This is a genomic window from Synechococcus sp. RS9909, assembly GCF_014279595.1.
In the GTDB taxonomy this organism is placed as follows: Bacteria; Cyanobacteriota; Cyanobacteriia; order PCC-6307; family Cyanobiaceae; genus Synechococcus_C.
The window spans coordinates 978,696-1,004,961 of record NZ_CP047943.1 but is presented as its reverse complement, the minus strand read 5'-3'; the positions used below and the strand labels follow the sequence as shown (position 1 = coordinate 1,004,961).

Here is a 26,266-nt window from a genome sequence, read left to right as displayed (position 1 = left end):
CAGTCCTCCAGATCCCAGCCTCAGCCTACCGGGCTGAGGCGAGACGGGATCTCGTCGTAGCGCAGCAGATCCTCTGGCCGCTCACGCCGTTGAATCAGGTCGGCTTCGCCGTCGTGCACCAACACCGCCGCCGGGCGCGGGATGCGGTTGTAGTTAGAACTCATCGAGGCGTTGTAGGCCCCTGTGGCCAACACCACGAGCACATCACCGCTGGCACTGGCGGGCAGCGCCACATCCTTGAGCAGCACATCGCCGGATTCGCAGTGTTTGCCGGCAAGGGTGACGGTCTCCGTCGCCGCAGCCTGGGGTCTGTCGGCCAGACAGGCTGTGTAGAGCGACTGATAGGTGATCGGGCGTGGGTTATCACTCATGCCCCCATCCACCGAGAGATAGGTGCGCAGCCCGGGGACCTCCTTGCGCGAACCGAGGCGATACAGCGTCACGCCGGCGGCGGCCACCAGGGATCGGCCCGGTTCACAGAGCAGGCGCGGCAGGCTCAACTGCCGTTCTTCACAAGCTTTCGCCACGGCGCTGGCCACCACCTGCACCCAGGTGTCGATGCTCGGCGGATCATCGGATTCGACATAACGAATCCCGAGACCACCACCCAGGTTCAGATCCTCCACGGGATGACCGAGGCCCCGGGCCAGCCGCAAGGCATCCGCCATCACCGCAGCCAGATCGCGATGGGGATCGAGCTCAAAGATCTGGGAGCCGATATGGGCATGGAGTCCGCTCACCTCGGCCCAGGCCGCACCCTTGAGGGAACGGAGCACCGATTCGAGCTGATCGGGATCAAAGCCGAATTTGCTGTCGAGATGGCCCGTGCGGATGTACTCGTGCGTGTGGCACTCGATGCCCGGCGTGAAACGCAGCATCAGCCGCACTGGCGCACCCCCGTCAGGAACCAGTTGGGCCAGCCGTTCGATGTCATGGTGGTTGTCGGCCACCACCGTGACGCCACTGCGATATGCCAGCAGCAACTCCTCATCCGACTTGTTGTTGCCATGCAAGACGATGCGCTCGGGGGGCATGCCTCCCTCCAAGGCCGTGAGCAGCTCACCGGCAGACACCGCATCGAGGCCGAGTCCTTCGGACGCCACCAGGGCCGTCATCGCCAGGGAGCTGTTGGCCTTGGAGGCATACACCGCCAGCGATGGGCCGGGGTAGTGACGCTGCAGTGCCTCCCGATAGGCGCGGCAGGCGGCGCGGATCGAGGCCTCATCCAGCACATACAGCGGTGTGCCGTAGCGCTCAGCCAGGGCACTGAGGCGGCAGCCGCCCACCATCAAACGGGCCTCGTCATCCAGGGCCGCGGTCACCGGTGCGAGGTTGCGGTTGGGGCTCTGGGGATCAGAGCCCGGCTCAAAGGGGGTCGGCATGACGCGGTGGATGGCTCTTTCGGCCGGCAATGTAGGAACCGGCGTGACAGGGCCAGAAGGAACGATGGGCGAGGCGGCCAACAGCTGCGTGAGGGCGCTCAGGGCCACGGATGCAGCGGCCTGTCATCAACTCGACCAGGCGGCCCTGGGGGGGCTCTGGAGCCTGGCGCAGTGGCAACGCGAACTCTCCGAACCGGGGCGGATTGGCCTCGGCCACCTCGAGCACCACGGCCTGATCGCCCTGGCCTGCGGCTGGCTGGTGGTGGATGAACTGCACATCACCGCCGTCGCCGTGGCACCGGGGCGGCGCCGCCGGGGCTACGGCCGCCAGCTCCTGGTCGCCCTGATGAAGCAGGGCCGGGCCTCTGGAGCACGCCACGCCACCCTGGAAGTGGCCAGCCACAACCGGGCCGCCGTCAGCCTCTATCAGGCTTGCGGCTTCCAGACAGCCGGCTGCCGTCGCAACTACTACAGCGATGGCGGCGATGCCCTGATCCAATGGTGCCGATTGGGCGGCAGGGGTTGAGCCAGGGTTTGGCGGATCGCTTGGATCGGGCCCGATTTCATCACAAGAATTCGACGAAATAATGCGTCGGGTTTTGATTACTTTGGTGCCCCGTCTTCCCCCTGGCTACCTGGGAAGTTGCCGGTACGGCTATCCGCTCACAGGTGCGCTTCACCCCTGATAGGTTGGTGTTATCTGCATCCGGCCTGGACGATGTTTGAGCGGTTTACCGAGAAGGCCATCAAGGTGATCATGCTGGCCCAGGAAGAGGCCCGTCGCCTCGGCCACAACTTCGTGGGCACTGAGCAGATCCTGCTGGGCCTGATCGGTGAGGGCACCGGTGTGGCCGCCAAGGTGCTCAAGTCGATGGGCGTGAACCTCAAGGACGCCCGCGTTGAGGTGGAGAAGATCATCGGCCGCGGTTCCGGCTTCGTGGCGGTGGAGATTCCTTTCACCCCCAGGGCGAAACGGGTGCTGGAGCTATCGCTTGAAGAAGCGCGCCAGCTCGGTCACAATTACATCGGCACCGAACACCTGCTGCTCGGCCTGATCCGGGAAGGGGAAGGGGTGGCCGCCCGGGTGCTCGAGAACCTCGGGGTGGACCTGGCCAAGGTGCGCACCCAGGTGATCCGCATGCTGGGCGAAACGGCCGAGGTGGGCGCCGGTGGCGGCGGCGGTGGCAGCAAGGGCTCCACCAAAACTCCCACCCTCGACGAATTCGGCAGCAACCTCACCCAGCTGGCCAGCGAAGCCAAGCTCGATCCGGTGGTGGGCCGTCAGAACGAGATCGATCGGGTGATCCAGATCCTCGGCCGCCGCACCAAGAACAATCCTGTGTTGATCGGCGAACCGGGCGTGGGCAAAACCGCCATCGCCGAAGGGCTGGCCCAACGGATTCAACAGGGCGACATTCCCGACATCCTCGAAGACAAGCGCGTTCTCACGCTCGACATCGGCCTGCTGGTGGCTGGCACCAAATACCGCGGTGAGTTCGAAGAGCGGCTCAAGAAAATCATGGAGGAGATCAAGGCCGCAGGCAATGTGATCCTCGTGATCGACGAAGTGCACACCCTGATCGGTGCCGGGGCCGCCGAAGGCGCCATCGATGCCGCCAACATCCTCAAGCCGGCCCTGGCCCGCGGCGAACTGCAGTGCATCGGTGCCACCACCCTCGATGAATACCGCAAACACATCGAGCGCGATGCCGCCCTCGAGCGCCGCTTCCAGCCGGTAATGGTGGGTGAACCGACGATCACCGACACGATCGAAATTCTGCGGGGCCTGCGCGAGCGCTACGAGCAACACCACCGCCTCAAAATCACCGACGAGGCGCTGGAAGCCGCCGCCACCCTGGGCGATCGCTACATCTCCGATCGCTTCCTGCCCGACAAGGCCATCGACCTGATCGACGAGGCCGGCAGCCGGGTGCGCCTGCTCAATTCCAAGCTGCCTCCCGCCGCGAAGGAAGTCGACAAGGAACTGCGCCAGGTGCAGAAAGAGAAAGAGAACGCCGTGCGGGAGCAGGACTTCACTCGCGCCGGTGAACTGCGCGACAAGGAGGTGGAGCTGCGCGAGCAGATCCGCACCCTGCTGCAAAGCAACCGCAGCGACAGTCCTGCCAGCGACGACAGCCCTGCCAGCAACGACGATTCCGGTTTCACGCCAGCCGCAACCGATGCCACCACCAGCCAGGCTGTGGAGTCTGAACTGACCACACCGGTGGTGGGCGAAGAAGACATCGCCCAGATCGTGGCCTCCTGGACCGGCGTGCCCGTGCAGAAGCTCACCGAAAGCGAATCGGTGAAGTTGCTGAACATGGAGGAAACGCTCCACCAGCGCCTGATCGGTCAGGACGAAGCGGTGAAGGCGGTGTCGAAAGCGATTCGCAGGGCCCGGGTCGGCCTCAAGAACCCGAATCGGCCGATCGCCAGCTTCATCTTCTCCGGGCCCACCGGTGTGGGCAAAACCGAGCTCACCAAAGCGCTGGCCACCTACTTCTTCGGCAGCGAAGAGGCGATGATCCGCCTCGACATGTCGGAGTTCATGGAGCGCCACACGGTCAGCAAGCTGATCGGCTCCCCTCCGGGCTATGTGGGCTTCAACGAAGGCGGCCAGCTCACTGAAGCGGTGCGCCGGCGGCCCTACACCGTGGTGCTCTTCGATGAGATCGAAAAAGCCCACCCCGACGTCTTCAACCTGTTGCTGCAACTGCTGGAAGATGGTCGACTGACCGATTCCAAAGGTCGCACCGTCGACTTCAAGAACACCCTGGTGATCATGACCTCGAACATCGGTTCCAAGGTGATCGAAAAGGGTGGCGGCGGCCTCGGATTCGAATTCTCCGGCGAGAACGCCGAAGAGAATCAATACAATCGGATTCGTTCCCTGGTGAATGAGGAACTCAAGCAATACTTCCGCCCGGAATTCCTCAACCGTCTCGACGAAATCATTGTGTTCCGTCAGCTCAACCGTGAGGAGGTGAAGGAAATCGCCGAAATCATGTTGCGCGAGGTCTTCTCCCGTATCGGCGAGAAGGGGATCACGCTCACGGTGTCGGATGCCTTCAAGGAGCGGCTCGTGGAGGAGGGGTACAACCCCGCCTATGGCGCCCGCCCCCTGCGTCGTGCCGTGATGCGACTGCTTGAAGACAGCCTCGCCGAAGAGGTGCTCTCCGGCCGGATCAAGGACGGTGATGCGGTGGAAGTGGACGTGGATGAGAACAAGCAGGTGGTGGTGCGTCACGGCACCAACAGTCCTGCACCGGCCACGCCGGAACTGGCGAGCGCCGGACTCTGACCCCAGCCATGGCAAGCCAATCCGCTGCATCGCTGCCCCTGGCCAGCCATGCGATTGCCCCGGCCACGGTCCTCCGTGGTCCAGGGGCCTGGTCGGATGCGCTGCCACGCATCCAGGTCCTCAGCCAGCGCCCCGTTCTGCTCGGGCGCAGTGGTGCCACCGCTGCAACCCGTCAACGCCTGGCCAGTGACCTCACGGCCGCCGGGCTTCAGGTGACCCTGGAGACGCTGGAGCACGACTGCTGCGATCCCGACCTGGAACGCCTGGAGGCGCGCCTCAGGGCCGAAGCCGTGGATGGCTTGATCGCCGCCGGCGGCGGCAAGGTGCTGGATGCGGGCAAGTGGTTGGCCGATCGATTGCAGCTTCCCTGCATCACCGTGCCCCTCAGTGCCGCCACCTGCGCCGGCTGGACAGCTCTGGCAAACATCTATACCCCGGAGGGGGCCTTCCTGCGCGATCAGGCCCTCACCCGTTGCCCCGATCTCCTCGTGTTTGATCACCACTTGGTGCGGCAGGCGCCAGCCCGCACCCTCGCGAGTGGTGTCGCCGATGCCCTGGCGAAGTGGTACGAGGCCTCCGTGAGCAGCGGCTCCAGTCAGGACGGACTGATTCAACAGGCGGTGCAGATGGCCCGCGTGCTACGCGACCAGTTGCTGATCGATGCCCGTGAAGCCTGCCGTGATCCCCAGAGCGATGCCTGGATCCGCGTCGCCGAAGCCAGCGCCCTCACCGCAGGGGTGATCGGGGGGCTGGGGGGGGCCCAGTGCCGCACCGTCGCCGCCCACGCCGTGCACAACGGCCTCACCCAGCTGCAGGCCTGCCACAACAGCCTGCATGGCGAGAAGGTGGGATTCGGAATTCTGGTGCAACTGCGGCTGGAGGAGAAGCTCGGCGGCAACCGGCTGGCACACCAGGCCCGCCGCCAGCTCCTGCCGCTGCTCAGGGATCTCGGCCTTCCCGTCAGCCTCGCTGATCTCGGCCTCGGCCAGGTGGGGCTGCATGAGTTGCGCCAGGCCTGCCGCTTCGCCTGTCGCCCCAACTCCGATCTGCACCATCTGCCCTTCCCGGTGAGCGACACCGATCTGCTCGAAGCGCTGATCAGCGCCGAGGCCTTGCCGGAACCCTCCGAGACCAGCCGGAGGCGCGGCGCTTGACCAACCGGGAGCTGCTCGAGGCAGCCGCCCGCAACCTGCTCGATCCCCAGGGCCGGGCGCTGCTTCAACACGTGGAGTGGTGGAGCTTGGCCGATGGCGACCACACCCCTGACCTGGCCACAGAGCCCTATCCCCTGATCCGGATCGGCACGGGCCCACCGGTGCTGCTCCTGCATGGCTTCGACAGCTGCGGGCTCGAATTCCGACGTCTCGCCCCCCTGCTCGCCAGCGATCACACCCTGCTGATTCCCGATCTACACGGCTTTGGCTTCTCGCCCAGACCGAAGCCGGAACAGGGTCGCTACGGCCCCGAGGCGGTGCTCCAGCACCTGGAGGCACTGCTGGATCATCTGCCTCAAGACCAGCCCCTGGGCCTGATCGGTGCCTCCATGGGGGGAGCGGTGGCGATGGAACTGGCGCGCCGTCAGCCGAAGCGCATCGCGCGACTGCTGCTGCTCGCACCGGCCGGACTCGATGGCCGGCCGATGCCGATTCCCCCCGGACTGGATCGGCTTGGCGTCTGGTTTCTCTCCCGCCCCGGCGTGCGCCGGGGGCTGTGCCGGCAGGCCTTCGCCGATCCGGAGCGCAGCGTCGGCGACGCCGAACTGCAGATCGCCTCGCTTCAGCTCCAGGTGCCGGGTTGGGGCCCCTCCCTGGCGGCCTTCGCCCGCAGCGGTGGCTTCGCCGGCTGCGGCAGCCCGCTGCCTCCCCAGCCTCTGCATGTGCTCTGGGGCAAGAACGACCGCATCCTGCGTCCGCCCCAATGGCGCGCGGCCATGGCCTTGCTGGGAGAGAGGCTGGAGGAGGTGACAGACTGCGGTCACCTGCCCCATCTGGACCAGCCCCAGCTGGTGGCCCGCCGCTGGCGGCAACCGGAGATGCCGTCATGACCGACACCAGCGACCGTTCCGGCCCGCTTCTGCAGCTGCTCGCCAACGGCCTGGGCCTCTGGATCCGCAGCCAATGCGATGAGGTGGGGGAATTGAACCTGCGCCTCAATGGTTCAGCCCTGCAGTTGCTGCGCGGTCGGCTCGTATCGGTGGAGCTGAAGGCGCGGCGGGTGACCTTCCAGGGGTTGCCGATCCAGCATGCGCAACTGCGCAGCGGGCCCCTGCATGTGAATCTGCGCCCCGGCCTGCCCCAGCTGCAGGATGCCTTCCAATTGAACGGAGAGGTGACGATGCTGGGTACGGATCTGAACCGGGCCCTGCTCAGTGAGCGCTGGCGTTGGCTGGGTGACTGGCTGGCCGCCCAGTTGATGGGTTTGCCCACCCTGGGCAGCCTGTCGGTCGACAACGACGTGCTTCTGCTGGAGGCGCCGGTGATCAATGCGGGCGATGCGATTCGACGGCGCTTCCGCCTGCAGGCGGCGGCGGGCACGCTGGAAATTCGCCATCTCGAGGCCGAAGAGGCGGTACAGCTGCCGATGGACCCCGGCATTCAGATCCAGGAGGCGCGGCTGCAGGGGGGCCAGCTGCATCTGCGCGGCGAAGCGAGCGTGACCCCCTGAGGCGGTCGGTCCGGCTCAGGGCATCAGGGGCAGCACCAGGGTGACGGCGTAAAACACCACCGCCGGTGTGAACAGGTAGCTGTCGATTCGATCGAGGATGCCGCCATGCCCCGGCAAGGCATCACCGGAATCCTTGAGTCCCGCATCCCGCTTCATCATCGATTCGGTGAGATCGCCCACGAGAGCGAACAGCGCCACCAGCGCCCCGAGCACGCCACCGAGCCAGGGGGCCATCGGCCACTGCAGCAGCACGGCGAAGCCGATGCCCACGAGCACGGCGGCAATCAAGCCACCGAAGGCGCCCTCCACGGTCTTGCCCGGGGAGATCGGCGAGAGCGGCAGGCGTCCGAAGCGGCGGCCGATCGCGTAGGAGCCGATGTCGCTGGCGACGATCATCAGGCAGGCCATCAGGGTGATCACCATGCCGGCGGTGATCCAGCCGCTGCACCAGGGGGGCAAACGGACAAGAGACGGAGCGAGATCGATGGCGCTGAGATTGCGCAAGCGCAGCCAGTGGCTGGGAAGAAACCCCAGATAGAACAAGCCGAAGATCGAGGCGGCGATGTCGGCGATCGAACCGGTGACCGGTTGCAGCAGCAACCAACCGCAGATCGCGGCCCCGGAGAGGGGAAGCACGGCGGCGGCCAGATGGGAGGGCAACCCACCCGCCACCCCCCACTGGGTGCTGATCAACAGCAGCTGACAGGCCACCAGGGTGGTTTTCGTGGCCGGCCGGATCCCGGTGAACTGGGCCATGCGGAAAAATTCCAGCAGGCCGAGATGCACGATCACACCAACGGCGAGGGTGAACCACCATCCGCCCAAGCCAACCACCAGCAGTCCGAACGCTCCAGCAAGGAGGCCACTGCTGAGTCGCTGCATCGGCGACCCTCAAGCCACAATGTTCACCATAGCTGCGATCTGATCCGGCCAAAGCTGGCGCTGCTCCTGCAGCCAGCGCAGCCTGGACCGATCCAGCCGCTCCCCCGGAATCACCAGAGGAATCCCAGGTGGGTAGGGGCAGATCAGCTCAGCGGCGATCGCACCACAGGCGTCGTCGAGCGGCACGGCGCGCTGCGGCCCCCGCCAGGCCTCCACCAGGTGACGCTCCGGGGTTCCCAGCAGCGGCAATGGCGGCGGCGTGAACGGAGGCAGGGGGGTGGCGTTGCCCAGCGCGAGCCGGAGCTGCTGCCAGCGGCGCAGCATCCGCCCCGCCAGGCCCCGGTGCCGAGCGAAACCGAGGCAGAAGGTGAGGCATCCCGGTTCGGGTAACTCAGCGATCAGCCGCCGCTGCAGGAGCCAGGCATCGGCCTCAAGACCGTTGATGCCGGCAGCGGCCGTGTGCCAGATCAGGCGCAGGGGGTCTGGGGTGCGAAGCAGGGGCACACCGGCAGCGCTGAGCCGATCCGCCAGGGCCCGCCCCTGATCCAGACGCCGCCGCAGCAACCGGCGACCCCGGGGCTCCTGCCACGCCCGCAGGGCGGTCTCACAGGAAGCGAGCAGCAGGGCACTGGGGCTGGTGGTCTGCAGCCAGCCCAGGCAGCGCTGGACCAGCTCCGGGTCCACCCGGGTGCCCTGGCACCAGAGCACGGCGGTCTGGCCGAGGCCGGCGGCGGATTTGTGCAGCGAATGCACCACCAGATCAGCCCCAGCCGCCAGCGATGAGCTGGGCAGGGCAGGGTCAACGCCGGGCTGGAGATGGGCACCATGGGCCTCATCCACCAGCACGGACAGGCCGCGCTGGTGAAGCAGGGCCACCAGCGGCAGCGGATCGCTGGCATAGCCGTGATAAGTGGGATGCACGAGCACGGCCGCCGCAGGCGTCTGACCCTGGCGGTCGAGCTCCGCCAGAACGCGCTCCAGCCAGGCCGCCTCCAGGGCGCCCACATGGCCGCGATCGCTCAGAAAGGGCAGATCGAACAGCAGCGGCGTCAGGCCTCCCAGGGCGCAGGCCTGGATCAGGCTGCGATGGGCGTTGCGGGGCATCAGCACCGTCTGCCCCGGTGACGCCAATGCCAACAGGGCCGCCTGGAGCAGCCCCGTTGCGCCATTGACGCCGTACCAGCAGGCGGAGACCCCGACCACGGCGGCGGCAGCCCGTTGACTGGCGGCCACCGCTCCTTCGTTTTGGAGTGGACCACCGATCAGGGGCAGCTCCGGCAGATCCCAGCTGCCGGGCCGGCGGCGCAGCAGGCGCCGCATCACCGCAGGCAGACCAGCGCCCCGGCCATGGGCAGGAAGATGCAGGGCATCGATCGGGGCCGCGAAACGACCGGATCGCAGGTGCGACAGCAATGCAGCCATCCGTCTCCCCAGGGGACCCCTAGCCGGAGTGCATCATCAACCAAGGCCCTCTCACTAGATTCAGCCTGAGGGGTGTGCGGGCATGACAGGCAGCAACGGAACCAAGGCTGGGCGATCGCGCTTCTGCGAACCGGAGATCCGCTACGCCCCAGGCCGCGATGCCCGCTGGTTGCTGCTCCGCCCCTGGATCGCGATTCCGCGGGCCGTTCAGATTCTCTGGGCCCTGATCGGACTGCTGCTCAGCCTCCTGATCCGCGGCGGCAGCAGCGATGCCCAGGTGCAGCGCAACCTGGCCCGCCGCCTGCTGCGCACGCTCACCGATCTGGGGCCCTGTTTCATCAAGGTGGGGCAGGCGCTCTCCACCCGGCCCGACCTGATCCGGCGCGACTGGCTCGATGAACTGACCCGCCTCCAGGATGATCTCCCCCCCTTCCACCATGCGATCGCCCTGCAGACGGTGGAGGAGGACCTCGGTGCTCCGGTGGAGCAGCTGTTCGCCGACTTCCCCGATGCGCCCGTAGCCGCCGCCAGTCTCGGCCAGGTGTATCGCGCCCGGCTGCACGGCCAGCACTGGGTGGCGGTGAAGGTGCAACGCCCGAATCTGCCCTTCATTCTCCGGCGCGACATGGTGCTGATCCGCAGTCTCGGCGTGCTCACAGCACCGTTTCTGCCCCTGAACCTGGGCTTTGGGCTGGGGCAGATCATTGATGAATTCGGCCGCAGCCTCTTCGAAGAAATCGATTACGGCTGTGAGGCCGACAACGCCGAACGATTTGCCGCCCTGTTCGCCGATAACCCAGCGGTCACGATCCCCAAGGTGGAGCGATTGCTCTCCAGCCGTCGCGTGCTCACCACCAGCTGGATCCACGGCACCAAACTGCGCGACAGGCAGGAACTGAGGGCGCAGCACCTCGATCCCAGTGCCCTGATTCGCACCGGCGTGATCAGCGGCCTGCAGCAATTGCTCGAGTTCGGCTATTTCCATGCCGATCCCCACCCCGGCAATCTGTTTGCGCTGAGTGGCCGCAGCGGCGATCTGGGCCACGTGGCCTACGTCGATTTCGGGATGATGGATTCGATCAGCGATGCCGATCGCCTCACCCTCACCGGTGCGGTGGTGCATCTGATCAATCGCGACTTTGCGGCCCTGGCCAAGGATTTCCAGACCCTGGGCTTTCTGGCCCCCGATGCCGATCTGAGCCCGATCATCCCGGCGCTGGAGGAGGTGCTCGGCGGCAGCCTCGGTGATGCGGTGGGCTCCTTCAACTTCAAGGCGATCACCGATCGGTTCTCGGAGCTGATGTTCGATTACCCCTTCCGGGTGCCGGCCCGTTTCGCCCTGATCATCCGGGCGGTGGTGAGCCAGGAGGGCCTGGCGCTGCGGCTCGACCCCGACTTCAGGATCATCGCCGTGGCCTATCCCTACGTGGCGCGGCGGCTGCTGGCGGGCGACACCCGCGAGATGCGCGAGAAACTCCTGGAGGTGATCTTTGATGGCGACGGCCATCTGCGGATTGAACGCCTGGAGAACCTGCTCAACGTGGTGGGCGAGGAGGCGACCAGCCCTGGCCTCGATCTGCTGCCCGTGGCCGGAGCGGGCCTGAGGCTGCTGTTCGGCCGGGATGGCTCCGATCTGCGCAAGCGGCTGCTGCTGACGCTGATCAAGGATGACCGGCTCAGCACCGACGACATCGGCGCCCTGATGGGCCTGCTCAGGCGCACCTTCAGCCCCAGACGGGTGGCCGGCGGCATGTTGCAACGGCTCAACCCCCTCGCGGTGGCTTGAGTCCGATAGGGTCAGCGCTTGCATCCGCCCTGCTACAGGGAGTTCGGCCCTCCATGGCACCAGTCCCCGACTTCGCTCCGATCGATGCCCAACAGGCCGAGCTCGATGTGCTCTCCGGTGCCTTCGGCGACCTGAGCGCCAACGACATCCTGCTCGAGTACGCGCCGCTGAGTCAGCCGCCCTATCTGGTGGCCGGCCTCGGCTTGGCGATCGGCGTGCTCTGCGGCCTCACCTTTGCCCAGCTGGTGCAGGATCGCCTGAACGGCTGGAAGCAGGATCGGCTGGCGCTGCTGCCCCTGGGAACGGCAGAAACGACGATGAGCTACACGGGCACCCTGCTCGGCGTCACCCTGTTCATCGGCGGTTCGCTCCAGGTGTTCGGCTTTGCATCCGGTGCTGCCTATCTCGTTGCCCTGCTGCTGTCGCTCCTCACCGGTGGGGCGCTGTGGGTGCAGCTGGAGCGGCTGATGCGCCAGGTGGAGAGCGGCAACTTCAAGGCGGTCGACTTCGACAACTTCGACGAGTTTTTCTGATTTTCTGAATCCAACTCAAGCCGCCACGTAGGCCTCCAGTTGGCCATCGAAGCGGCGCAGCATCTCCAGCCCTTCGCGCTCGAGCCGGCGGGTGCGATCACGGCTCATCCGCAACGACTTGGCGATCCCGGTGAGGCTCATCGGCTCTTCGCCGTCCATCCCATACCGCATCCGCAACACACGCCGTTGCAGGTCTGGCAGTTGTTCCAACAGATCCCGCAGGTCGCCCTTCAGGCACTCCACCTCCACCTGCTCCTCCGGCAATTCACCATCACCCGCCAGGAGCTCCAGCAATTCAGTGTCATCCCCATCCCCCACCTTCATCTCCAGGCTCACCGGTTGACGTGCCCGGCACATCAGGTCTTTCACCTCCTCCTCCGGCAGTTCCACAAACCCCGCCAGTTCCGTCACCGTTGGTGTGCGCCCCAGCTCCTGGCTCAGTTCTCGCTGCCCTTTCTTCAGTTTGTTGAGCATCTCGGTGATATGGATCGGCAGCCGAATCGTGCGGCTCTTCTCCGCTATCGCCCTCGTGATCCCCTGCCGGATCCACCAATACGCATACGTGCTGAACTTGTAGCCCCGCGTTGGATCGAATTTCTCCACTCCCCGCACCAGGCCGATCGTTCCCTCCTGGATCAGGTCCAGCAGTTCCATATTCCGCTTGGTGTATTTCTTGGCCACACTCACCACCAAGCGCAGATTCGCCGCCACCATCCGCTCCTTGGCGCGGCGGCCCGCCTGCAGCTTCCGCTTCAGTTGCAGCGCACTCAACCCCGCCGCTGTCGCCAGCTCCGCTGCCGGCACCGCCTCACCACCGCGCTGATCGCGCAGCTCAGCCTCCAGTGCCTCCAGCTCCATCAGCTCCTGCACCTGGCGACCCAACGTGATCTCCTGCTGATGGCTCAGCAACGGCACACGACCGATGTCCCGCAGGTAGGAGCGCACCAGATCGACGTCAGAGAGAACGGACAGGGGAGCCATGCGTCATTACGAAACCGATCTGTTTCGTAATTTACCATCGTTTACAGGCATCGCCGCCCTCCCCGGGCAAGGTTGCACCGCCTGGGCAGAATGGCGCAAGAGCGGAGCTTCCCGGTGATCAGCCCAGCCGCCACGGCCGTCAGCACGGCCCGGCTTCTCCTGGTGGAAGACGATGAATCGATCCGGGAAACGGTTCGCGAAGCCCTGAAAGCCGAAGGGTTTGATGTGCTGGCCTGCGGCGATGGCGCCGAAGCGCTGGCCGCCCTCACCGACGCCGCCGCCGAACCGGTCGATCTCGTGGTGCTGGACCTGATGCTTCCCGGCCTCGGTGGTCTCGATCTCTGCCGTCAGCTGCGCAAAAACGACAACAGCACCCCGATCCTGGTGATCAGCGCCCGCGACAGCGAAACCGATCGCGTGCTCGGCCTGGAGGTGGGTGCCGACGATTACCTGGTCAAACCCTTCGGCCTGCGCGAACTGGTGGCCCGCTGCCGCGCCTTGTTGCGCCGCTCCCAGCAACCCTCCAGCAGCGAAGCGCCGCCCCAGGTGTACCGCCACGAAAACCTCTGCCTGTTTGCCGAGGAATGCCGTGTCAGCCGCGATGACAAGGACCTGAGCCTCTCCCCGAAGGAATACAAAATCCTCGAGCTGTTCATCAAGAATCCCCGCCGGGTGTGGAGCCGTGATCAACTGCTGGAGCGCATCTGGGGCATCGATTTCGTCGGCGACACCAAAACCGTGGATGTGCACATCCGCTGGCTCAGGGAGAAGATCGAAGACGAACCCTCCGCACCGAAACACATCCGCACCGTGCGCGGTTTCGGTTACCGCTTCGGCTGAGGCAGGCGATGGCAGAACAGCTCGGCCTGGGCCTGGTGCTGGGGGCAGCGATCGGAGTGGGCGTCAGCTGGGCAGGCCAACGACAGCAGCGCCAGAGGCGGTCTCAGCAGGGTGCGCTGCTCCAGGGCAAGACCCTCACCACCCCCCAGCTGCTCGCCTGGATCGATGCCGCCACCCAGGGATGGCTGATCCTCACCCCCGACCTCACCATCGCCTACATCAACGAAAAGGCGGAGCGGTTGCTGCAGATCTCCCGCAACCTGCTTGTGCGCGGCCAACCGCTCGAAGAGGTGCTCTCCATTCCCGAGCTGGAGGAGGCGATCGTGCAGGTGCGTCACCAGCAACGTCCCCAGCGCACGGAATGGGAGTGGCAGAGCGACCCACTCGAAGCGATCGTGCTGCCCGGATCGGATGAATGGCTGCTCGTGCTGCTGCAGAGCTGTCGCTCCCTCGAAGCCCAGCAACAGCAACAGGAGCGCTGGGTCAGCGATGTGGCCCACGAACTGAAAACGCCCCTCACCGCCCTGATGCTCGTGAGCGATCGGCTCGAATCCGCCGTGCAGGGGCAAGACACCGTGCTGGTGGAGCGCCTTCAGAAGGAGTTACGGCGGCTGCAGCTGATGGTGGAAGACCTGCTCGAACTCTCGCGCCTCGAAAACAGCCTGCCCCGCGACGCCCAGGCCTACAGCGCGCTCTGCCTCGACAACCTGGTGGAGAACGCCTGGACGAGCATCCGCCCCCTCGCCGAAGAGCGCGGGGTGTCGCTGGCCCTGCAAAGCGATGAGCCGGCACCCCTGCACGGCGACCAGCGGCGCCTGCACCGGGCCATTCTGAACCTGCTCGACAACGCCCTGCGCTATTCCCCCGACCACAGCCAGGTGGAGGTCGAGATCCTGCCCAGCGGTGGCTGGTGGCTGCTCTCGATCCGGGACCATGGCCCCGGCCTCAGCGAGAAGGATCTCAGCAACATGTTCCAGCGCTTCTACCGCGGCGATCCCTCCAGGGCGCGCTCGAACCGCAGCGGCAGCGGTCTCGGCCTGGCGATCGTGCAGCAGATCGCCGTCAATCACGGTGGACGCATCCAGGCCCGGAACCACCCCGAAGGCGGCACGAATGTGGAGCTGCTGCTCCCCAAGGGTGGCCAGGCAGCTTGACCGGGGAACGCCTCCAGAAACTGATCGCCGCCGCGGGCCTCTGTTCCCGCCGCAAAGCGGAGGAGCTGCTGCGGCAGCAACGGGTGCGCGTGAATGGCCAGATCGTGGCGCTGGGCGATCGGGCTGACCCGGAGCAGGACCGGATCTGTGTGGATGGCCGGCCCTTGCGGGCCCCCGAGGCCACCCGGTTGCTGCTGCTCAACAAACCGGTGGGGGTGATCAGCAGCTGCTATGACCCCCGCGGCCGTCGCACCGTGCTCGATCTGATTCCGAACCACCTCCGCCGCGGCCTCCACCCGATCGGACGGCTCGATGCCGACAGTCGCGGCGCCCTGCTGCTGACCAACCGCGGCCAGCTCACCCTGAGGCTCAGCCATCCGCGCTATGCCCACAGCAAGACCTACCGGGTCTGGCTGGAGGGCGATCCATCGCCTCAGCACCTGCAGAGCTGGCGCGACGGGGTGTGGCTGGATGGGCAGCGCACCCAGCCGGCGACGGTGCAACGCCTCCGCCGCGAAGGCGGCCGCACCCTGCTGGAGGTGACCCTGCAGGAGGGCCGCAACCGCCAGATCCGTCGCACCGCGGACCAGCTGGGCCATCCGGTGCTCGACCTGCAGCGGATCGCGATCGCCGGAATCCCGCTGGGATCCCTGGCGGAGGGTGAATGGCGGGCCCTGCACAGGGGAGAATGGCGCCATCTGATGCCCGAAACGGGGCAGCCGACGACGCGCCGATGAGGTTTCCCGGGATCTGGCGACGGCGCAAGCGCGATCAGGCTGTGGTGAGCCCCGGCAACGACGGTGTGGATCCCTTGCTCGCCGCCGGCCAGCTGCTGCGGGAACGCCGGGAAGAACGCAACCTCTCCCTGCGCGATCTCTCCCGCGACATGAGGATCACCACCCCGGTGCTCGAGGCCCTGGAGAAAGGGTGGCGTGACCGCCTGCCCGAAGCGGCCTACCTGGGCGCCATGCTCAGCCGCCTGGAGCACCACCTGGATCTGGATCCAGGCAGTCTCAACGGTGCCTTACCCCCGGTTCAGCCCTCACGCCTGCAGGGCCGACAACGGGGTGCGTCCCGATTCACGATCGGCAGCATTGACATCTTCACCACCTGGCAGGGCAGCGTCGTGTATGCCCTCGTGATGGTGGGGTCCCTGCTGGCCCTGAATCAGCAACAGCGCTACCTCGCCATGCGCAACAGCCTCAGCCTCAACCCGATTCCGCCCAGCAGCGACGATCTCCAGCTCGCCCCCGCCGCCAGCGATCCGGCCCTCCAGGGTCTGCGCCCACTGGATGAAGCGCGCCGGCGCCCCCTCAGTCAATGGCTGCCGCCGCGGCAAGAAGCCGAAGCCAACAACACCCCTGCCCGCACCGGAGTGCTGGAACTGGCGCTCAACCGCCCCAGCGCCATCCGTTTCATCAGCGCCGGCGGCGATCGCAGCCAACTCAACGGTGCCCAGGGCAAGCTCAGCCTCCAGTTGCTCCCACCCTTCAGCCTCAGCATCGAACCAGCGCCCACGGCCACCGATCAGGTGCTCTGGAACGGTGCTCCCCTCAGCGCCAGCAAAGACCAACCCGGCACTTACCGCCTGCCCCAGACGGCGCCGCGCTCTCCGTAACCCTTGAGCGCCCCCTCCAGCGCCGCCGGTTCCACCGCCAGCCGCCAGGTCCAGTTGCCGCCCACCGTGCCGGGGGTGTTGAAGCGGGCGGCATCGTCGAGATGGAGCAGATCCTGAAGCGGTGCCACCACCAGCCAGGCGCTGGTGGCCAGACCCAGCTCCAGCAACTGCCAACCCGGCGCCTCCACCGCCCCCCCCACCAAAGCGGTCAGCCGCTGCCGCGCCGCCTCATCCAGGCCCTGCCACCAGCCGATGCTGGTGGGGTTGTCGTGGGTACCGGTGTACACAACCCAGCGCTCCCCCTTGATGTTGGCGGGCAGGTAGGGGTTGTCGGGATTGCCGTCAAAGGCGAACTGAAGAATTTTCATGCCCGGCAGCGCAAAGCGATCCCGCAGCCGCTCCACATCGGCGGTGACCACACCGAGATCCTCCGCCACCAGGGGCAACACGCCCCCGGCATCGCGGCGAAGTCGCCGCAGCAGCGAGGCTCCTGGCGACGGCCGCCAACTGCCCCGCATCGCCGTGTCATCAGCGCCGGGCACCGCCCAGTAAGCCGCCAGGGCACGGAAATGGTCGAGGCGGAGCAGATCCGCCAGTTGCCACTGACGCCGGAAGCGTTGGCGCCACCAATGGAAGCGGCTGAGCCGATGCCGCCACCAGCGATACACCGGTGTGCCCCACAGCTGGCCCGTGGCGGAGAAGTAATCCGGCGGCACACCGCTCTGGAGCATGAGCTCCCCCGCCGGCGTCAGCGCAAAGAGCTGGCGATGGCTCCAGACATCGGCGCTGTCGCGGGCCACATAGAAGGGCAGATCGCCGAACAGACGCACCCCCAGATCCTGGGCCAGGCTGCGGAGGGCCTGCCACTGCCGATCGGCATGCCACTGGAGCAGGCGCTGACGCTGCAGCGCAGGCCCATGCTCCCGGCGCCACTGCTCCAGGGCCCGGCGCTGACGTTGCGCCAAAGGCTCCGGCCAGGTCCACCACGGCCGCCCCTCCTGCTGGCGACGCAGTTCCATGAAGGCGGCGTGATCCTCCAACCAGAACGCCTGCTGGGAACACCAGCTCGCGAAACGACGCTGACGCGCCGCCGACTGCTGCGGCCAGGCCGCCAGCAGCGCCTCGCCGAGGGCGGCGGCCCGGCGCTCGGCCAGGGCCAGATCCACCGCCCCACCGGAGGAAGCCTGGGCGTTCTGGCCGGGGAGGCCGCTCAGGCTCTCGGGCGCCAGGTAGCCCTCCGCCACCAGCGCATCGGCATCGAGAAACCAGGGGTTGAGCGCGAAGCTCGACGGTGAGCTGTAGGGAGAGCCGGTGCCGTCGGGAGGGGCCAACGGCAGCACCTGCCAGACGCGGATGCCATGGCGAGCCAGCAACTCCAGCCAGCGCTGGGCCGCAGCACCGAAACCGCCACACACCGGACTGCCTGGAAGGGCGGTGGGGTGCAGCAACACACCGAGTTCACGCATGTTGGCTCTTCAGGTGGATGGGAGGCGATAGCGCTCCACGATGCGACGGGCGAACGCCGGCAGATGCCGATCCACCACCTCCGGATGATGGCGACGTAACCAGAGCGCGTTACGGGTGAAGTGGGAATCGATCGAGAAACGGCCATATTCCAGGCCCTTCGGTCCGATGCGCTGCACCACCCAACCCACCAGCTCCGCCAGCCACATCGGCAGGCGCACCGCCTTGTCGTAGGCATCGATGCCCTGCTGCACCGCGGCGCGGCGATCACCGCGACTGGTGACCGGCGCCAGATCGAGATCGGCCTCGATCAGATCGAGCAGGGCAGCGCCGCGTTGATTGCGCACCACCAACCACTGGCGGCCATACTCCGCCCCCATGTAGCCCACCACCAGATCCGCGCCCGCATTCACATAGTCGAAGCAGCTGAGGCAGCTGGGGGCGAACACATCCTTGAGGCGGGGCGTGTCGAGCCCGAAGAACGGCACCGTTTCCTGGCGGCCGTCGCGGTGGCGGAAGTGAATGCGGAAATCCTGCATGAACTCGTAGTGCACCACCGTCTCCGGTGAATCGCTGGCGCTCTCCAGAAACGTCTGCAGCCCCTGGCGTGAGACGTTGTCAACGCAGGGCAGACCGAGCACGTACAGCGCATCGAGCGGCAGGGTGTCCTCAACGGCGCGCAAGGCCTGGATCTGACAGCCGACACCGATCGCCAGCAGGTTGCGGATGCCACTGCCGGGCAGCTGTTCCAACACCGAGAGGTTGTTGGACAGGGTCGGTTTGTTGACGCGGGCCGCCATCACCTCCTCGGGCGTGCGGGCGAGCACGGGCACCGGGGTGAAGCGATCCTCCGGACTCTGTTGCACGCAGAGCACGGCATCCACCAGGCCTCGCTCCAGCGCCTTGGCCCCCAGATGGCTGACGATGCCGGTCCACTGGGCACCGTCGATCGGCGCGCGCATCCGGGCGGTGACCATGCGCTCGTGCACACCGAAATAGAGCTCGTCCTCCTGATCGAGATCGCGGGAGCGACCGTGAGAACGCCGCTCCATCGCCTCGAAATCCTGGTGCAGAAAGGCGCAGGCCCGTTTGACATACGCCACCCAGCGGGAATCGCAGAGACCACAGTCACTGCAGAGATCCCTGGCCGGGCGGACCGTGCCGCGCGCCATCGGCCGGGCCCGATCGTGGGGGGCGGGAGTCGCGGAAGTCTGGGTCACGAAGCGGTTGGGTCCTGGGAGGCTTCCAACGCTAATGAGCGGGAGCTGGGCGAGACTGGGCGTCGTTCTGTTCTGGCCGGTTGATGACCCCGCAGCAGCGCCGCTGGCTGGGCCAGCATCCGACGCGCACCCTCTTGCGGATCGCCACCGCCGCGGTGGCCGTTGGCCTGGTGGGGGCGGCCCTCAGCCTGGTGTGGCCTGAAGCGGATCGGGTGGCTGCTGATGTGCCCTCCGCCGAGGATCCCACCAGCCTCGCCCCCTTCCCCAGCCGCCCGGTCACGGTGCTCGTGGTGGGCGTCGATGCCGATCGGGTGGAGGATTCGATCAATCAGGCCGCCCCCAAGGGCGCTCCGAATGCCGACATGGTGATGCTGGTGCGGTTCCTGGCCGGCCAACCGCTCCAGATCCTGCAGCTGCCCGTGGAGCTGGCCGTGCATCTGCCCGGTCGCAAAGCAATGCAACCCCTGGGGGCCAGCTATCGCCTCGGTGGTGTGGCGCTCACGACCGATGTGGTGCGCGAGCTGGTCGGTCTGCCCGCGGATGAACCGGAGCGGTATGTGGTGGTACCGCGCCGGGCGCTCCGCGATCTGGTGGATGGACTCGGTCAGGTGGAGGTGACCCTGAATCAGTCGTACAGCCACACCGACCGCAGCCAGAATTACAAGGTGAACCTCCAGGCAGGACGCCAGACCCTGAACGGTGCCCAGGCCGAACAACTGGCGCGCTTCCGTGCCACGCCCCTCGAGGAACAGGCGCGGCGCATTCGCCAGCAATGGCTGCTGCTGGCAATCAGCGAGCAGTTGCGTCAACCCAATGCCATCACCCTCCTGCCCGGGCTGCTTGGTGAAGTGGCGTCGGAGGTGAACAGCAACCTCAGCAGTGGCGAGTGGCTGAGCCTGGCGGCGGCCAGCCTCAGCAGCGACCAACCGCCCCGGATCAGCACGCTTCCCCTGGCGCCCCGCGCCGGCAAGCAGACCCTGCGCCAGTTGAAGGCGGATGCCAGCCGACCCCTCTGGCCAGGCGGGTCTTCAACTGATCGACCAGGGGGGTGAGGTCATCAGCGGGGTCTCCCTGTTCGAGGCAGACCCCGCACCAGGGCAGACCATCGCGGCGGCGACGCTCGGGTCGCCAGGCACCACCCAGCTGAACGAGCCCCAGCAGGGGCACGCGAAGGCTGGTGCAGAGCGCCGCGTAGGCGGGCACCACGCCGGGGATGGTGCCATCGGCGCTGGGCGCGGCCACCAGGAGCGTGGGCTGGCGCCAGGCCGCCAGGGCCTCCAGCCAGCCGGCGCCATCGGGGCGCTCGGCCGCCGCATCACCAGTCAACCGCAGCAGCACGGGGTCGGGTTCCCCGGCGAGGGCCGCCAGCAGGGGGTCGGGGGCTTCACCGCAGGCGTGGTGACGCAGGGGACGGCCCCAGGCACTCGCCAGCGCATCAGCGGCCTGGCGCATCCGCAACTCGGGCTGCAGGCCCGCACCGATCAGAACCAGGTGGTGTTCGGGCATGGCGCAACCCTATCGGGAGCGACGCAGCACTACCATCGGAAACAACTGTCCTCGTCTGCGGGCCCGTGACCAGTTTCCTGACTGCAGCCCGTGCCGAACAGGAGAAAATCCAGCAAGACACCCGCCGCCTGCGCCTCTTCAGCGGCACGTCGAACCCGTCCCTGGCACGGGAAATCGCGGCCTATCTGGGCGTTCCCGATGGCCCTCGGGTGTGCAAGCGCTTCGCTGATGGTGAGCTCTACGTGCAGATCCAGGAATCAATCCGTGGCTGCGATGTGTTCCTGATCCAGCCCACCTGCGCTCCGGTGAACGACCACCTGATGGAGCTGCTGATCATGGTGGATGCCTGCCGGCGTGCCTCGGCCCGGCAGATCACGGCCGTGGTGCCCTACTACGGCTACGCCCGCGCCGACCGCAAAACCGCCGGGCGGGAATCGATCACCGCCAAACTCACCGCCAACCTGCTGGTGACCTCGGGGGTGGATCGGGTGCTGGCGATGGATCTCCACTCAGCCCAGATCCAGGGCTATTTCGACATCCCCTGCGATCACATCTACGGCTCGCCGGTGCTCGTGGATTACCTCTCGGCGCAGGATCTGGGTGATGTGGTGGTGGTGTCACCAGATGTGGGCGGCGTCGCCCGGGCCCGCGCCTTCGCCAAACAGATGCAGGACGCGCCCCTCGCGATCATCGACAAGCGCCGCACCGGTCACAACATGGCCGAAAGCCTCACCGTGATCGGTGATGTGGCCGATCGCACCGCCATCCTGATCGACGACATGATCGACACGGGTGGCACGATCTGTGCCGGAGCAAGGCTGTTGCGTCAGCAGGGCGCCAAACGGGTGATCGCCTGCGCCACCCATGCGGTGTTTTCGCCGCCGGCCTGCGAACGACTCTCCGCCGATGGCCTGTTCGAGCAGGTGGTGGTCACCAACAGCATCCCGATCCCCGCCGACCGCACCTTCCCCCAGCTCCAGGTGCTCTCGGTGGCCAACATGCTCGGGGAAGCGATCTGGCGCATCCATGAGGAGAGCTCCGTGAGCTCGATGTTCCGCTGAGATGAACAACTGCGACTGGCGGTGGTCCGCTGCACTCGGCCTGCTGGGGGCTCTGACAGCGGCAGTCACCCCGACGCTCCAGGCGGCCCCCCTGCCGCCGCCGCCGCCACCGATGGGCGCGGCGGCTGCCCTCCGACCAGCATCAACCCAGTTCAGCAGCCTCAAGAGTCGCCTGGCCTCGGTGGGGCGCAAGGAGACCCTTGGGGTCTGGCTCACCAACAGCCCCAGCCCCCTCTACTACGACCGGCGGCGCCTGGCGGATGCCGTCGAGGAGCTCCATCAGGCCGGGTTCACCACGCTCTATCCGAATGTGTGGAGTCGGGGCACCACCTTCCACCGCAGTCGCTTTGCCCCCGTGGAACCGGCCCTCGCCGCCGCCGGGGTCGCCATCGATCCGATCTGCACCCTGAGCGAGGAAGCCCATGCCCGCGACCTGCGGGTGATTCCCTGGTTCGAATACGGCCTGATGGAGCCAGCCGATGCCGCGGTGGTGAAAGAGCACCCCGAATGGGTGCTGCAGAAAGCCGATGGCAGCCCGATCACGATGCTGCACAACAAACCGATGGTGTGGCTCAATCCCGCCCATCCCCAGGTGCGGGAGCGCTTCATCGGTCTGGTGCTCGAGGTGATGCAGCGCTGCCGCATGGATGGGCTCCAGCTCGACGACCATTTCGCCTGGCCGGTGGAGTTGGGCTATGACCCTTACACCGTGGCGCTCTACAGCCGCGAAACCGGCGCGCCACCGCCCCGCGACCACACCAACCGGGCCTGGATGACCTGGCGTCGTCGCAAACTCACCGGCCTGCTGCGGGAGCTGCGCGCCAGCCTGGAGAAGCGAGCCCTGCCGCAACGGATCAGCCTCTCGCCAGGCCCCTTCCGCTTCGCTTACAACCACTGGCTTCAAGACTGGGAGCTCTGGGCGGTCGGCGAACTGATCGATGATCTGGTGGTGCAGAACTACGCCTACTCCCTCAAGGGCTTCGCGCGCGATCTCGATCAACCGGCCTTGCGCAAAGCGCGCGACTGGGGCTTGCCGGTGCAGATCGGGGTGCTCGCCGGTTTCGGCAAGCGAACCACACCGATGCCGGTGTTGCGCGAAAAAGTGCGCCTTGCCCGTGAACGCGGCCACGGCGTGATCTTCTTCTACTGGGAGGGGCTCTGGGGAGAACACGCCGGCGAGGAGGGGCCCGCCCTCAGGCGGGCCGCCTTCCAGGCCCTCGGCGCCAACGGCCGATGAGCGCCTTGCCCTCAAGCCTCAGCTCGCCAGCATCAGACCCACCACCTCCCGCGTGTTCGTGGAGAGATCGGCACTATCGAGAGCCTTCAGGGCCTGTTGCACCGCGTCCTGCCGAGCTGGGGCGTAACTCCGCCAACGGCTGAACACCTTGGCCATGCGTGAGGCGGTGATCGGATTGCGTTGATCGACCACGGCGATCTGCTCGGCCATGAAGCGGTAGCCACTGCCATCAGGGGCATGGAACAGCAAAGGGTTGGCGGCAAATCCGCCCAGCACGGCGCGAACGGCATTCGGTGCCATCGGATCAAAACGCGGGTGGCGCAGCAAGGCGGCCACCCGCTCCAGGCCATCCGGCCGTGGTGTGGACGCCTCCAGGGCAAACCAGCTGTCGAAAATCACAGGCCGCTCCAGCCAGCGGTCATGGAAAGCCTGCAGGGCCTGATCCCGTTCGGCGCAATCGATCGGCTGCAGGGCGCGCAGGGCGGCCCGCGCCAGGGTCATGGAGGGGCCGTTCACCGCGGCGAGAGCCTCAGCCCGCACGGCGCCATTCGCCGCGGCCGCCAACCAGCTCCAGATCAGGGCCGTGAGTTGCCGCTCCCCCTGCCCCTCGGGCCAGGGCCGGGCCAGGCCGGATGCCGCCTCCGCCAGACGCCGCTGCAACAGCGGGGCCAGCGCCGTTCCGAGCGCACTCCGCAGCGCGCAGGCAGCGCGGTAGAGCGCCGGCGGATCCGCCTCCGCCTGCAGACCTTCCAACTCGGCAGCACCGGGAAAACCGAGCAGGGTGGCGAGCACGGCAGGATCCGACTCGCCATCGGGCCCGAGCAGCACCGAGAGCGCCGTCACCATGCGCTGCTCCAGCGCCGCATCGCCGCTGCCGTTGGCCCGGGCAAGCAAGAGGCGACGCCAGAGCTGCTGCCCCGCATCCCAGCGAGCGAAGGCATCGTCGTCGTGGGCGAACAGGGTGAACAAGGCGTCGTCGCCCTGGTGGGCCTGCCAGTGCACCGGAGCGGAAAACTGCCGGAACAGCGACAGGGCCGGTGGCTGCTCGGCGACGGGTAACCCCTCCACCACCAGTGTCTGCTCCGCCTGATCCAGCACCAGCAGCCGCTCCTCACCGAGCCGCCCATCCGATCCAATCAGCGCCCAGAGCAGGGGAATCACCAGCGGCTGCTTCTGCGCCTGGCCTGGGGTGGGGGGAGTGGCCTGCTGCAGCTCCAGCGTCAGACGCCCCTTGCCTGCCTCCCACTGGCTCTGCACGGTCACCGTGGGCGTGCCGGCCTGGTGATACCAACGCTGAAACTGGCTCGGATCAAAGCTGAGGGGCTCGCCCTTGGCACAGGCCCCCTCGAGAATGGCCGCCACGAAATCCTCTGTGGTGGCTGCCTCGCCATCATGACGCTGGAAGTAGAGGCGCATGCCGGCCATGAAGCGCTCCTCCCCCAGCAGGGTGCGCAACATGCGGATCAGCTCGGCACCCTTTTCGTAGATCGTAGTTGTGTAGAAATTATCGATCGCCTGATAGGCGTCGGGCTTCACCGGATGGGCCGTTGGACCGGCATCCTCGCGGAACTGGGTGTTGCGCAACATCGCCACATCCTCGATTCGCTTCAGTGCAGCGGAATGGAGATCGGCGGTGAAGCACTGATCACGGAACACGGTGAGCCCCTCCTTGAGGGAGAGCTGGAACCAGTCGCGGCAGGTGATCCGATTCCCCGACCAGTTATGGAAATATTCATGGGCAACAACGCTCTCAATCCTCTCCAGTTCGCCATCGGTGGCCGTTTCCGCATCGGCCAACACCAGTTTGGAGTTGAAGATATTGAGGCTCTTGTTCTCCATCGCGCCCATGTTGAAGTGGCGCACGGCGACGGTGTTGAACTCGTCGAGGTCGTATTCGAGGCCATACACCTGTTCATCCCAGGCCATGGATCGTTTCAACGAGGCCATCGCATGGGCGGTGTAAGGCTCATCGCCGGGTTCCACATGCAGACGCAGGTTGACGCTGCGGCCGGAACGGGTCAGGAAGCGATCACGCACCTCCCGCAGATTGCCCGCCACCAGGGCAAAGAGATAGGAGGGTTTAAGAAAAGGATCGTCCCAGATCGCCTCATGGCGTGAGGGATCCCGCGCCAGAGGTCCGCTGCTGACGGCGTTGCCGTTAGAGAGCAGCACTGGATAGCGCTCCCGGTCGGCCTCGATGCGCACCCGGAAACGGCTGAGCACATCCGGCCGGTCGGGATGGAAAGTGATGCGCCGAAAGCCCTCCGCCTCGCACTGGGTCGTGAGCATGCCGCCGCTGGCATAGAGACCCTCCAGCGAGGTGTTGGCGTGGGGATCGAAGCGACAGACCGTGGTGAGGCTGAATGGCGCCTGCGGTGGCTGATGCAGCACCAGCGTGGTGGCATCCTGCCGATAGGCCTCGGCCGGCCAGGGCTGGCCATCCACCTGAAGACTGACCAACTCCAACGCCACACCGCGCAGTTCGAGCGTCTCAGTCACCTGATCGTCAGGCGCCTGATCCGAGCGTGGCTCGATCCGCAGAACGGTGGTGACCTGCACCTGCCGATCCCCGATCACAACATCGAGATCGATCGTGGGGATCCGGAAGGGATAGGGCCGGTAGTCGCAGAGGCGAACCAGGGCTTTCGTCTGATCGGGAGAGGTTGAAAGGGGGGCCATGCGCAGCTCTCGTTCCTGAGATCCTGACGCCTGGCCCTCGGCCACTGCGGGAGGCGGCTCCTCAGTTGCCAGCCTTCTGCTTCTTCAGCGCTTCCTCCACCTTCGCCTTCACATCAGCGGGCACTTCCTTCGGGCAGAACTGCAGCGCTCCGGTGATGATCTGAAACTCTGCACCGGCAAACAACTGCTCGTTGGTGAGTTTTGTGTTGCCGGCCGAGGCCACCTGGCCGCCGTGACGACCATTGAGGATCTGCACATAGGTGGCGGCAGCGATGCCCACCGCTTTGGGGAATTCAACGCCAGCGGCACGGGCGTTGCACACATAGGACGACCCCATACCGCGGTAGAGGAAGACATCCTCATTCGTGGCGGGTTTGGCATCGGCGTTGCCAGCACCCTGGGCGAGAACGGAGGGACCGACCAGCGCCAGTGGGGAGATCAGCAGGGGAGCTGCAAGAACAAGCCGGAGTCGGCGGGGGAGGGAGAGCAACAGTCCGAGTCAGACAACTGCGCCATGCTGCCCCATCCGAGCTGGG

At 66.6% G+C, this 26,266-nt stretch carries 23 protein-coding genes; 14 read left to right on the top strand and 9 right to left on the bottom strand.

Going from position 1 to position 26,266, the window contains the following annotated elements; all coding sequences use genetic code 11:
* Window positions 1–20 precede the first annotated feature (20 nt).
* The gene (lysA, locus tag SynRS9909_RS04755) at window positions 21–1,382 is read right to left on the bottom strand and encodes a diaminopimelate decarboxylase (RefSeq protein ID WP_007100192.1); all 1,362 of its coding nucleotides are present in this window, start codon (window positions 1,380–1,382) and stop codon (window positions 21–23) included.
* Window positions 1,383–1,446: 64 nt separating this feature from the next.
* On the opposite strand from lysA, the gene SynRS9909_RS04750 reads away from it, so the two are divergent.
* The 5 genes from SynRS9909_RS04750 (at window position 1,447) to SynRS9909_RS04730 (ending at window position 7,347) form a co-directional block, all read left to right on the top strand.
* Window positions 1,447–1,908, top strand: coding sequence for a GNAT family N-acetyltransferase (locus SynRS9909_RS04750; protein ID WP_007100193.1), 462 nt, complete (start codon window positions 1,447–1,449; stop codon window positions 1,906–1,908).
* A gap of 192 nt (window positions 1,909–2,100) precedes the next feature.
* Complete coding sequence (locus tag SynRS9909_RS04745; protein ID WP_007100194.1) at window positions 2,101–4,683, top strand: ATP-dependent Clp protease ATP-binding subunit; 2,583 nt, start codon at window positions 2,101–2,103, stop codon at window positions 4,681–4,683.
* An 8-nt stretch (window positions 4,684–4,691) separates the two neighbouring features.
* Window positions 4,692–5,837, top strand: a complete 1,146-nt coding sequence (locus tag SynRS9909_RS04740; RefSeq protein WP_007100195.1) for an iron-containing alcohol dehydrogenase family protein — start codon at window positions 4,692–4,694, stop codon at window positions 5,835–5,837.
* Window positions 5,834–6,727: an alpha/beta fold hydrolase gene (locus SynRS9909_RS04735; protein ID WP_007100196.1), complete on the top strand. Its 894-nt coding sequence runs from the start codon at window positions 5,834–5,836 to the stop codon at window positions 6,725–6,727. The genes SynRS9909_RS04740 and SynRS9909_RS04735 overlap by 4 nt, the downstream gene beginning before the upstream one ends.
* Window positions 6,724–7,347: a DUF2993 domain-containing protein gene (locus SynRS9909_RS04730; RefSeq protein WP_007100197.1), complete on the top strand. Its 624-nt coding sequence runs from the start codon at window positions 6,724–6,726 to the stop codon at window positions 7,345–7,347. Before SynRS9909_RS04735 ends, SynRS9909_RS04730 begins: the two co-directional genes overlap by 4 nt.
* 15 nt (window positions 7,348–7,362) lie before the next feature.
* On the opposite strand, the gene SynRS9909_RS04725 is transcribed toward SynRS9909_RS04730, so the two are convergent.
* Both SynRS9909_RS04725 and SynRS9909_RS04720 read right to left on the bottom strand, forming a co-directional pair.
* Entirely contained in the window at window positions 7,363–8,229 is an 867-nt protein-coding gene (locus SynRS9909_RS04725; RefSeq protein WP_007100198.1) for a phosphatidate cytidylyltransferase, read from the bottom strand.
* Between the two features lie 9 nt (window positions 8,230–8,238).
* Window positions 8,239–9,651, bottom strand: a complete 1,413-nt coding sequence (locus tag SynRS9909_RS04720; protein ID WP_007100199.1) for a lysine decarboxylase — start codon at window positions 9,649–9,651, stop codon at window positions 8,239–8,241.
* Window positions 9,652–9,733: 82 nt separating this feature from the next.
* On the opposite strand from SynRS9909_RS04720, the gene SynRS9909_RS04715 reads away from it, so the two are divergent.
* Window positions 9,734–11,437 carry an AarF/ABC1/UbiB kinase family protein gene (locus SynRS9909_RS04715; RefSeq protein ID WP_007100200.1) on the top strand — a complete coding sequence of 568 codons (1,704 nt, stop codon included), beginning with the start codon at window positions 9,734–9,736 and terminating at the stop codon, window positions 11,435–11,437.
* A gap of 53 nt (window positions 11,438–11,490) precedes the next feature.
* On the top strand, window positions 11,491–11,970 hold the full coding sequence (locus SynRS9909_RS04710) for a hypothetical protein (protein WP_007100201.1): 480 nt from the start codon (window positions 11,491–11,493) through the stop codon (window positions 11,968–11,970).
* A 15-nt stretch (window positions 11,971–11,985) separates the two neighbouring features.
* On the opposite strand, the gene SynRS9909_RS04705 is transcribed toward SynRS9909_RS04710, so the two are convergent.
* Entirely contained in the window at window positions 11,986–12,951 is a 966-nt protein-coding gene (locus SynRS9909_RS04705; protein ID WP_007100202.1) for an RpoD/SigA family RNA polymerase sigma factor, read from the bottom strand.
* 90 nt (window positions 12,952–13,041) lie between these two features.
* On the opposite strand from SynRS9909_RS04705, the gene SynRS9909_RS04700 reads away from it, so the two are divergent.
* The 4 genes from SynRS9909_RS04700 to SynRS9909_RS04685 are packed head-to-tail and all read left to right on the top strand — an operon-like array spanning window position 13,042 to window position 16,563.
* Entirely contained in the window at window positions 13,042–13,791 is a 750-nt protein-coding gene (locus SynRS9909_RS04700; protein WP_007100203.1) for a response regulator transcription factor, read from the top strand.
* A gap of 8 nt (window positions 13,792–13,799) precedes the next feature.
* Window positions 13,800–14,945 (top strand): cell wall metabolism sensor histidine kinase WalK, encoded by a 1,146-nt coding sequence (locus SynRS9909_RS04695; protein ID WP_007100204.1) that lies wholly within the window; start codon window positions 13,800–13,802, stop codon window positions 14,943–14,945.
* Window positions 14,942–15,682, top strand: coding sequence for a pseudouridine synthase (locus tag SynRS9909_RS04690; RefSeq protein ID WP_007100205.1), 741 nt, complete (start codon window positions 14,942–14,944; stop codon window positions 15,680–15,682). The genes SynRS9909_RS04695 and SynRS9909_RS04690 overlap by 4 nt, the downstream gene beginning before the upstream one ends.
* Window positions 15,679–16,563, top strand: a complete 885-nt coding sequence (locus tag SynRS9909_RS04685) for a RodZ family helix-turn-helix domain-containing protein (RefSeq protein ID WP_007100206.1) — start codon at window positions 15,679–15,681, stop codon at window positions 16,561–16,563. Before SynRS9909_RS04690 ends, SynRS9909_RS04685 begins: the two co-directional genes overlap by 4 nt.
* Here SynRS9909_RS04685 and malQ read toward each other — a convergent pair.
* Window positions 16,527–18,029 carry a 4-alpha-glucanotransferase gene (malQ, locus tag SynRS9909_RS04680; protein WP_007100207.1) on the bottom strand — a complete coding sequence of 501 codons (1,503 nt, stop codon included), beginning with the start codon at window positions 18,027–18,029 and terminating at the stop codon, window positions 16,527–16,529. The two genes, SynRS9909_RS04685 and malQ, sit on opposite strands and share 37 nt — an antisense overlap.
* A 9-nt stretch (window positions 18,030–18,038) precedes the next feature.
* Window positions 18,039–19,199 (bottom strand): Coenzyme F420 hydrogenase/dehydrogenase, beta subunit C-terminal domain, encoded by a 1,161-nt coding sequence (locus SynRS9909_RS04675; RefSeq protein WP_007100208.1) that lies wholly within the window; start codon window positions 19,197–19,199, stop codon window positions 18,039–18,041.
* A 131-nt stretch (window positions 19,200–19,330) separates the two neighbouring features.
* On the opposite strand from SynRS9909_RS04675, the gene SynRS9909_RS04670 reads away from it, so the two are divergent.
* Entirely contained in the window at window positions 19,331–20,299 is a 969-nt protein-coding gene (locus tag SynRS9909_RS04670) for an LCP family protein (protein WP_007100209.1), read from the top strand.
* Here the strand turns inward: SynRS9909_RS04670 and SynRS9909_RS04665 are convergent.
* Window positions 20,184–20,753, bottom strand: coding sequence for a hypothetical protein (locus SynRS9909_RS04665; protein ID WP_162858285.1), 570 nt, complete (start codon window positions 20,751–20,753; stop codon window positions 20,184–20,186). The genes SynRS9909_RS04670 and SynRS9909_RS04665 overlap by 116 nt on opposite strands.
* Window positions 20,754–20,818: 65 nt before the next feature.
* Here SynRS9909_RS04665 and SynRS9909_RS04660 point away from each other — a divergent pair, with 65 nt between their 5' ends.
* Entirely contained in the window at window positions 20,819–21,814 is a 996-nt protein-coding gene (locus SynRS9909_RS04660) for a ribose-phosphate pyrophosphokinase (RefSeq protein ID WP_007100211.1), read from the top strand.
* A gap of 1 nt (window position 21,815) precedes the next feature.
* The gene (locus SynRS9909_RS04655; RefSeq protein ID WP_007100212.1) at window positions 21,816–23,051 is read left to right on the top strand and encodes a glycoside hydrolase family 10 protein; all 1,236 of its coding nucleotides are present in this window, start codon (window positions 21,816–21,818) and stop codon (window positions 23,049–23,051) included.
* Between the two features lie 18 nt (window positions 23,052–23,069).
* Here the strand turns inward: SynRS9909_RS04655 and pepN are convergent, their stop codons facing one another.
* Both pepN and SynRS9909_RS04645 read right to left on the bottom strand, forming a co-directional pair.
* Window positions 23,070–25,730, bottom strand: a complete 2,661-nt coding sequence (pepN, locus tag SynRS9909_RS04650) for an aminopeptidase N (RefSeq protein ID WP_007100213.1) — start codon at window positions 25,728–25,730, stop codon at window positions 23,070–23,072.
* 61 nt (window positions 25,731–25,791) lie between these two features.
* Window positions 25,792–26,220 (bottom strand): hypothetical protein, encoded by a 429-nt coding sequence (locus SynRS9909_RS04645; protein WP_007100214.1) that lies wholly within the window; start codon window positions 26,218–26,220, stop codon window positions 25,792–25,794.
* Window positions 26,221–26,266: the final 46 nt, after the last annotated feature.

What these genes read in the sequence shown, in the direction of transcription:
- lysA (WP_007100192.1), bottom strand. Translation starts at nt 1,382, where the DNA reads ATGCCGACCCCCTTTGAGCCGGGCTCTGATCCCCAGAGCCCCAACCGC.
- SynRS9909_RS04750 (WP_007100193.1), top strand. Translation starts at nt 1,447, where the DNA reads ATGGGCGAGGCGGCCAACAGCTGCGTGAGGGCGCTCAGGGCCACGGAT.
- SynRS9909_RS04745 (WP_007100194.1), top strand. Translation starts at nt 2,101, where the DNA reads ATGTTTGAGCGGTTTACCGAGAAGGCCATCAAGGTGATCATGCTGGCC.
- SynRS9909_RS04740 (WP_007100195.1), top strand. Translation starts at nt 4,692, where the DNA reads ATGGCAAGCCAATCCGCTGCATCGCTGCCCCTGGCCAGCCATGCGATT.
- SynRS9909_RS04730 (WP_007100197.1), top strand. Translation starts at nt 6,724, where the DNA reads ATGACCGACACCAGCGACCGTTCCGGCCCGCTTCTGCAGCTGCTCGCC.
- SynRS9909_RS04725 (WP_007100198.1), bottom strand. Translation starts at nt 8,229, where the DNA reads ATGCAGCGACTCAGCAGTGGCCTCCTTGCTGGAGCGTTCGGACTGCTG.
- SynRS9909_RS04720 (WP_007100199.1), bottom strand. Translation starts at nt 9,651, where the DNA reads ATGGCTGCATTGCTGTCGCACCTGCGATCCGGTCGTTTCGCGGCCCCG.
- SynRS9909_RS04715 (WP_007100200.1), top strand. Translation starts at nt 9,734, where the DNA reads ATGACAGGCAGCAACGGAACCAAGGCTGGGCGATCGCGCTTCTGCGAA.
- SynRS9909_RS04710 (WP_007100201.1), top strand. Translation starts at nt 11,491, where the DNA reads ATGGCACCAGTCCCCGACTTCGCTCCGATCGATGCCCAACAGGCCGAG.
- SynRS9909_RS04705 (WP_007100202.1), bottom strand. Translation starts at nt 12,951, where the DNA reads ATGGCTCCCCTGTCCGTTCTCTCTGACGTCGATCTGGTGCGCTCCTAC.
- SynRS9909_RS04700 (WP_007100203.1), top strand. Translation starts at nt 13,042, where the DNA reads ATGGCGCAAGAGCGGAGCTTCCCGGTGATCAGCCCAGCCGCCACGGCC.
- SynRS9909_RS04695 (WP_007100204.1), top strand. Translation starts at nt 13,800, where the DNA reads ATGGCAGAACAGCTCGGCCTGGGCCTGGTGCTGGGGGCAGCGATCGGA.
- SynRS9909_RS04685 (WP_007100206.1), top strand. Translation starts at nt 15,679, where the DNA reads ATGAGGTTTCCCGGGATCTGGCGACGGCGCAAGCGCGATCAGGCTGTG.
- malQ (WP_007100207.1), bottom strand. Translation starts at nt 18,029, where the DNA reads ATGCGTGAACTCGGTGTGTTGCTGCACCCCACCGCCCTTCCAGGCAGT.
- SynRS9909_RS04675 (WP_007100208.1), bottom strand. Translation starts at nt 19,199, where the DNA reads ATGGCGCGCGGCACGGTCCGCCCGGCCAGGGATCTCTGCAGTGACTGT.
- SynRS9909_RS04670 (WP_007100209.1), top strand. Translation starts at nt 19,331, where the DNA reads ATGACCCCGCAGCAGCGCCGCTGGCTGGGCCAGCATCCGACGCGCACC.
- SynRS9909_RS04665 (WP_162858285.1), bottom strand. Translation starts at nt 20,753, where the DNA reads ATGCCCGAACACCACCTGGTTCTGATCGGTGCGGGCCTGCAGCCCGAG.
- SynRS9909_RS04655 (WP_007100212.1), top strand. Translation starts at nt 21,816, where the DNA reads ATGAACAACTGCGACTGGCGGTGGTCCGCTGCACTCGGCCTGCTGGGG.
- pepN (WP_007100213.1), bottom strand. Translation starts at nt 25,730, where the DNA reads ATGGCCCCCCTTTCAACCTCTCCCGATCAGACGAAAGCCCTGGTTCGC.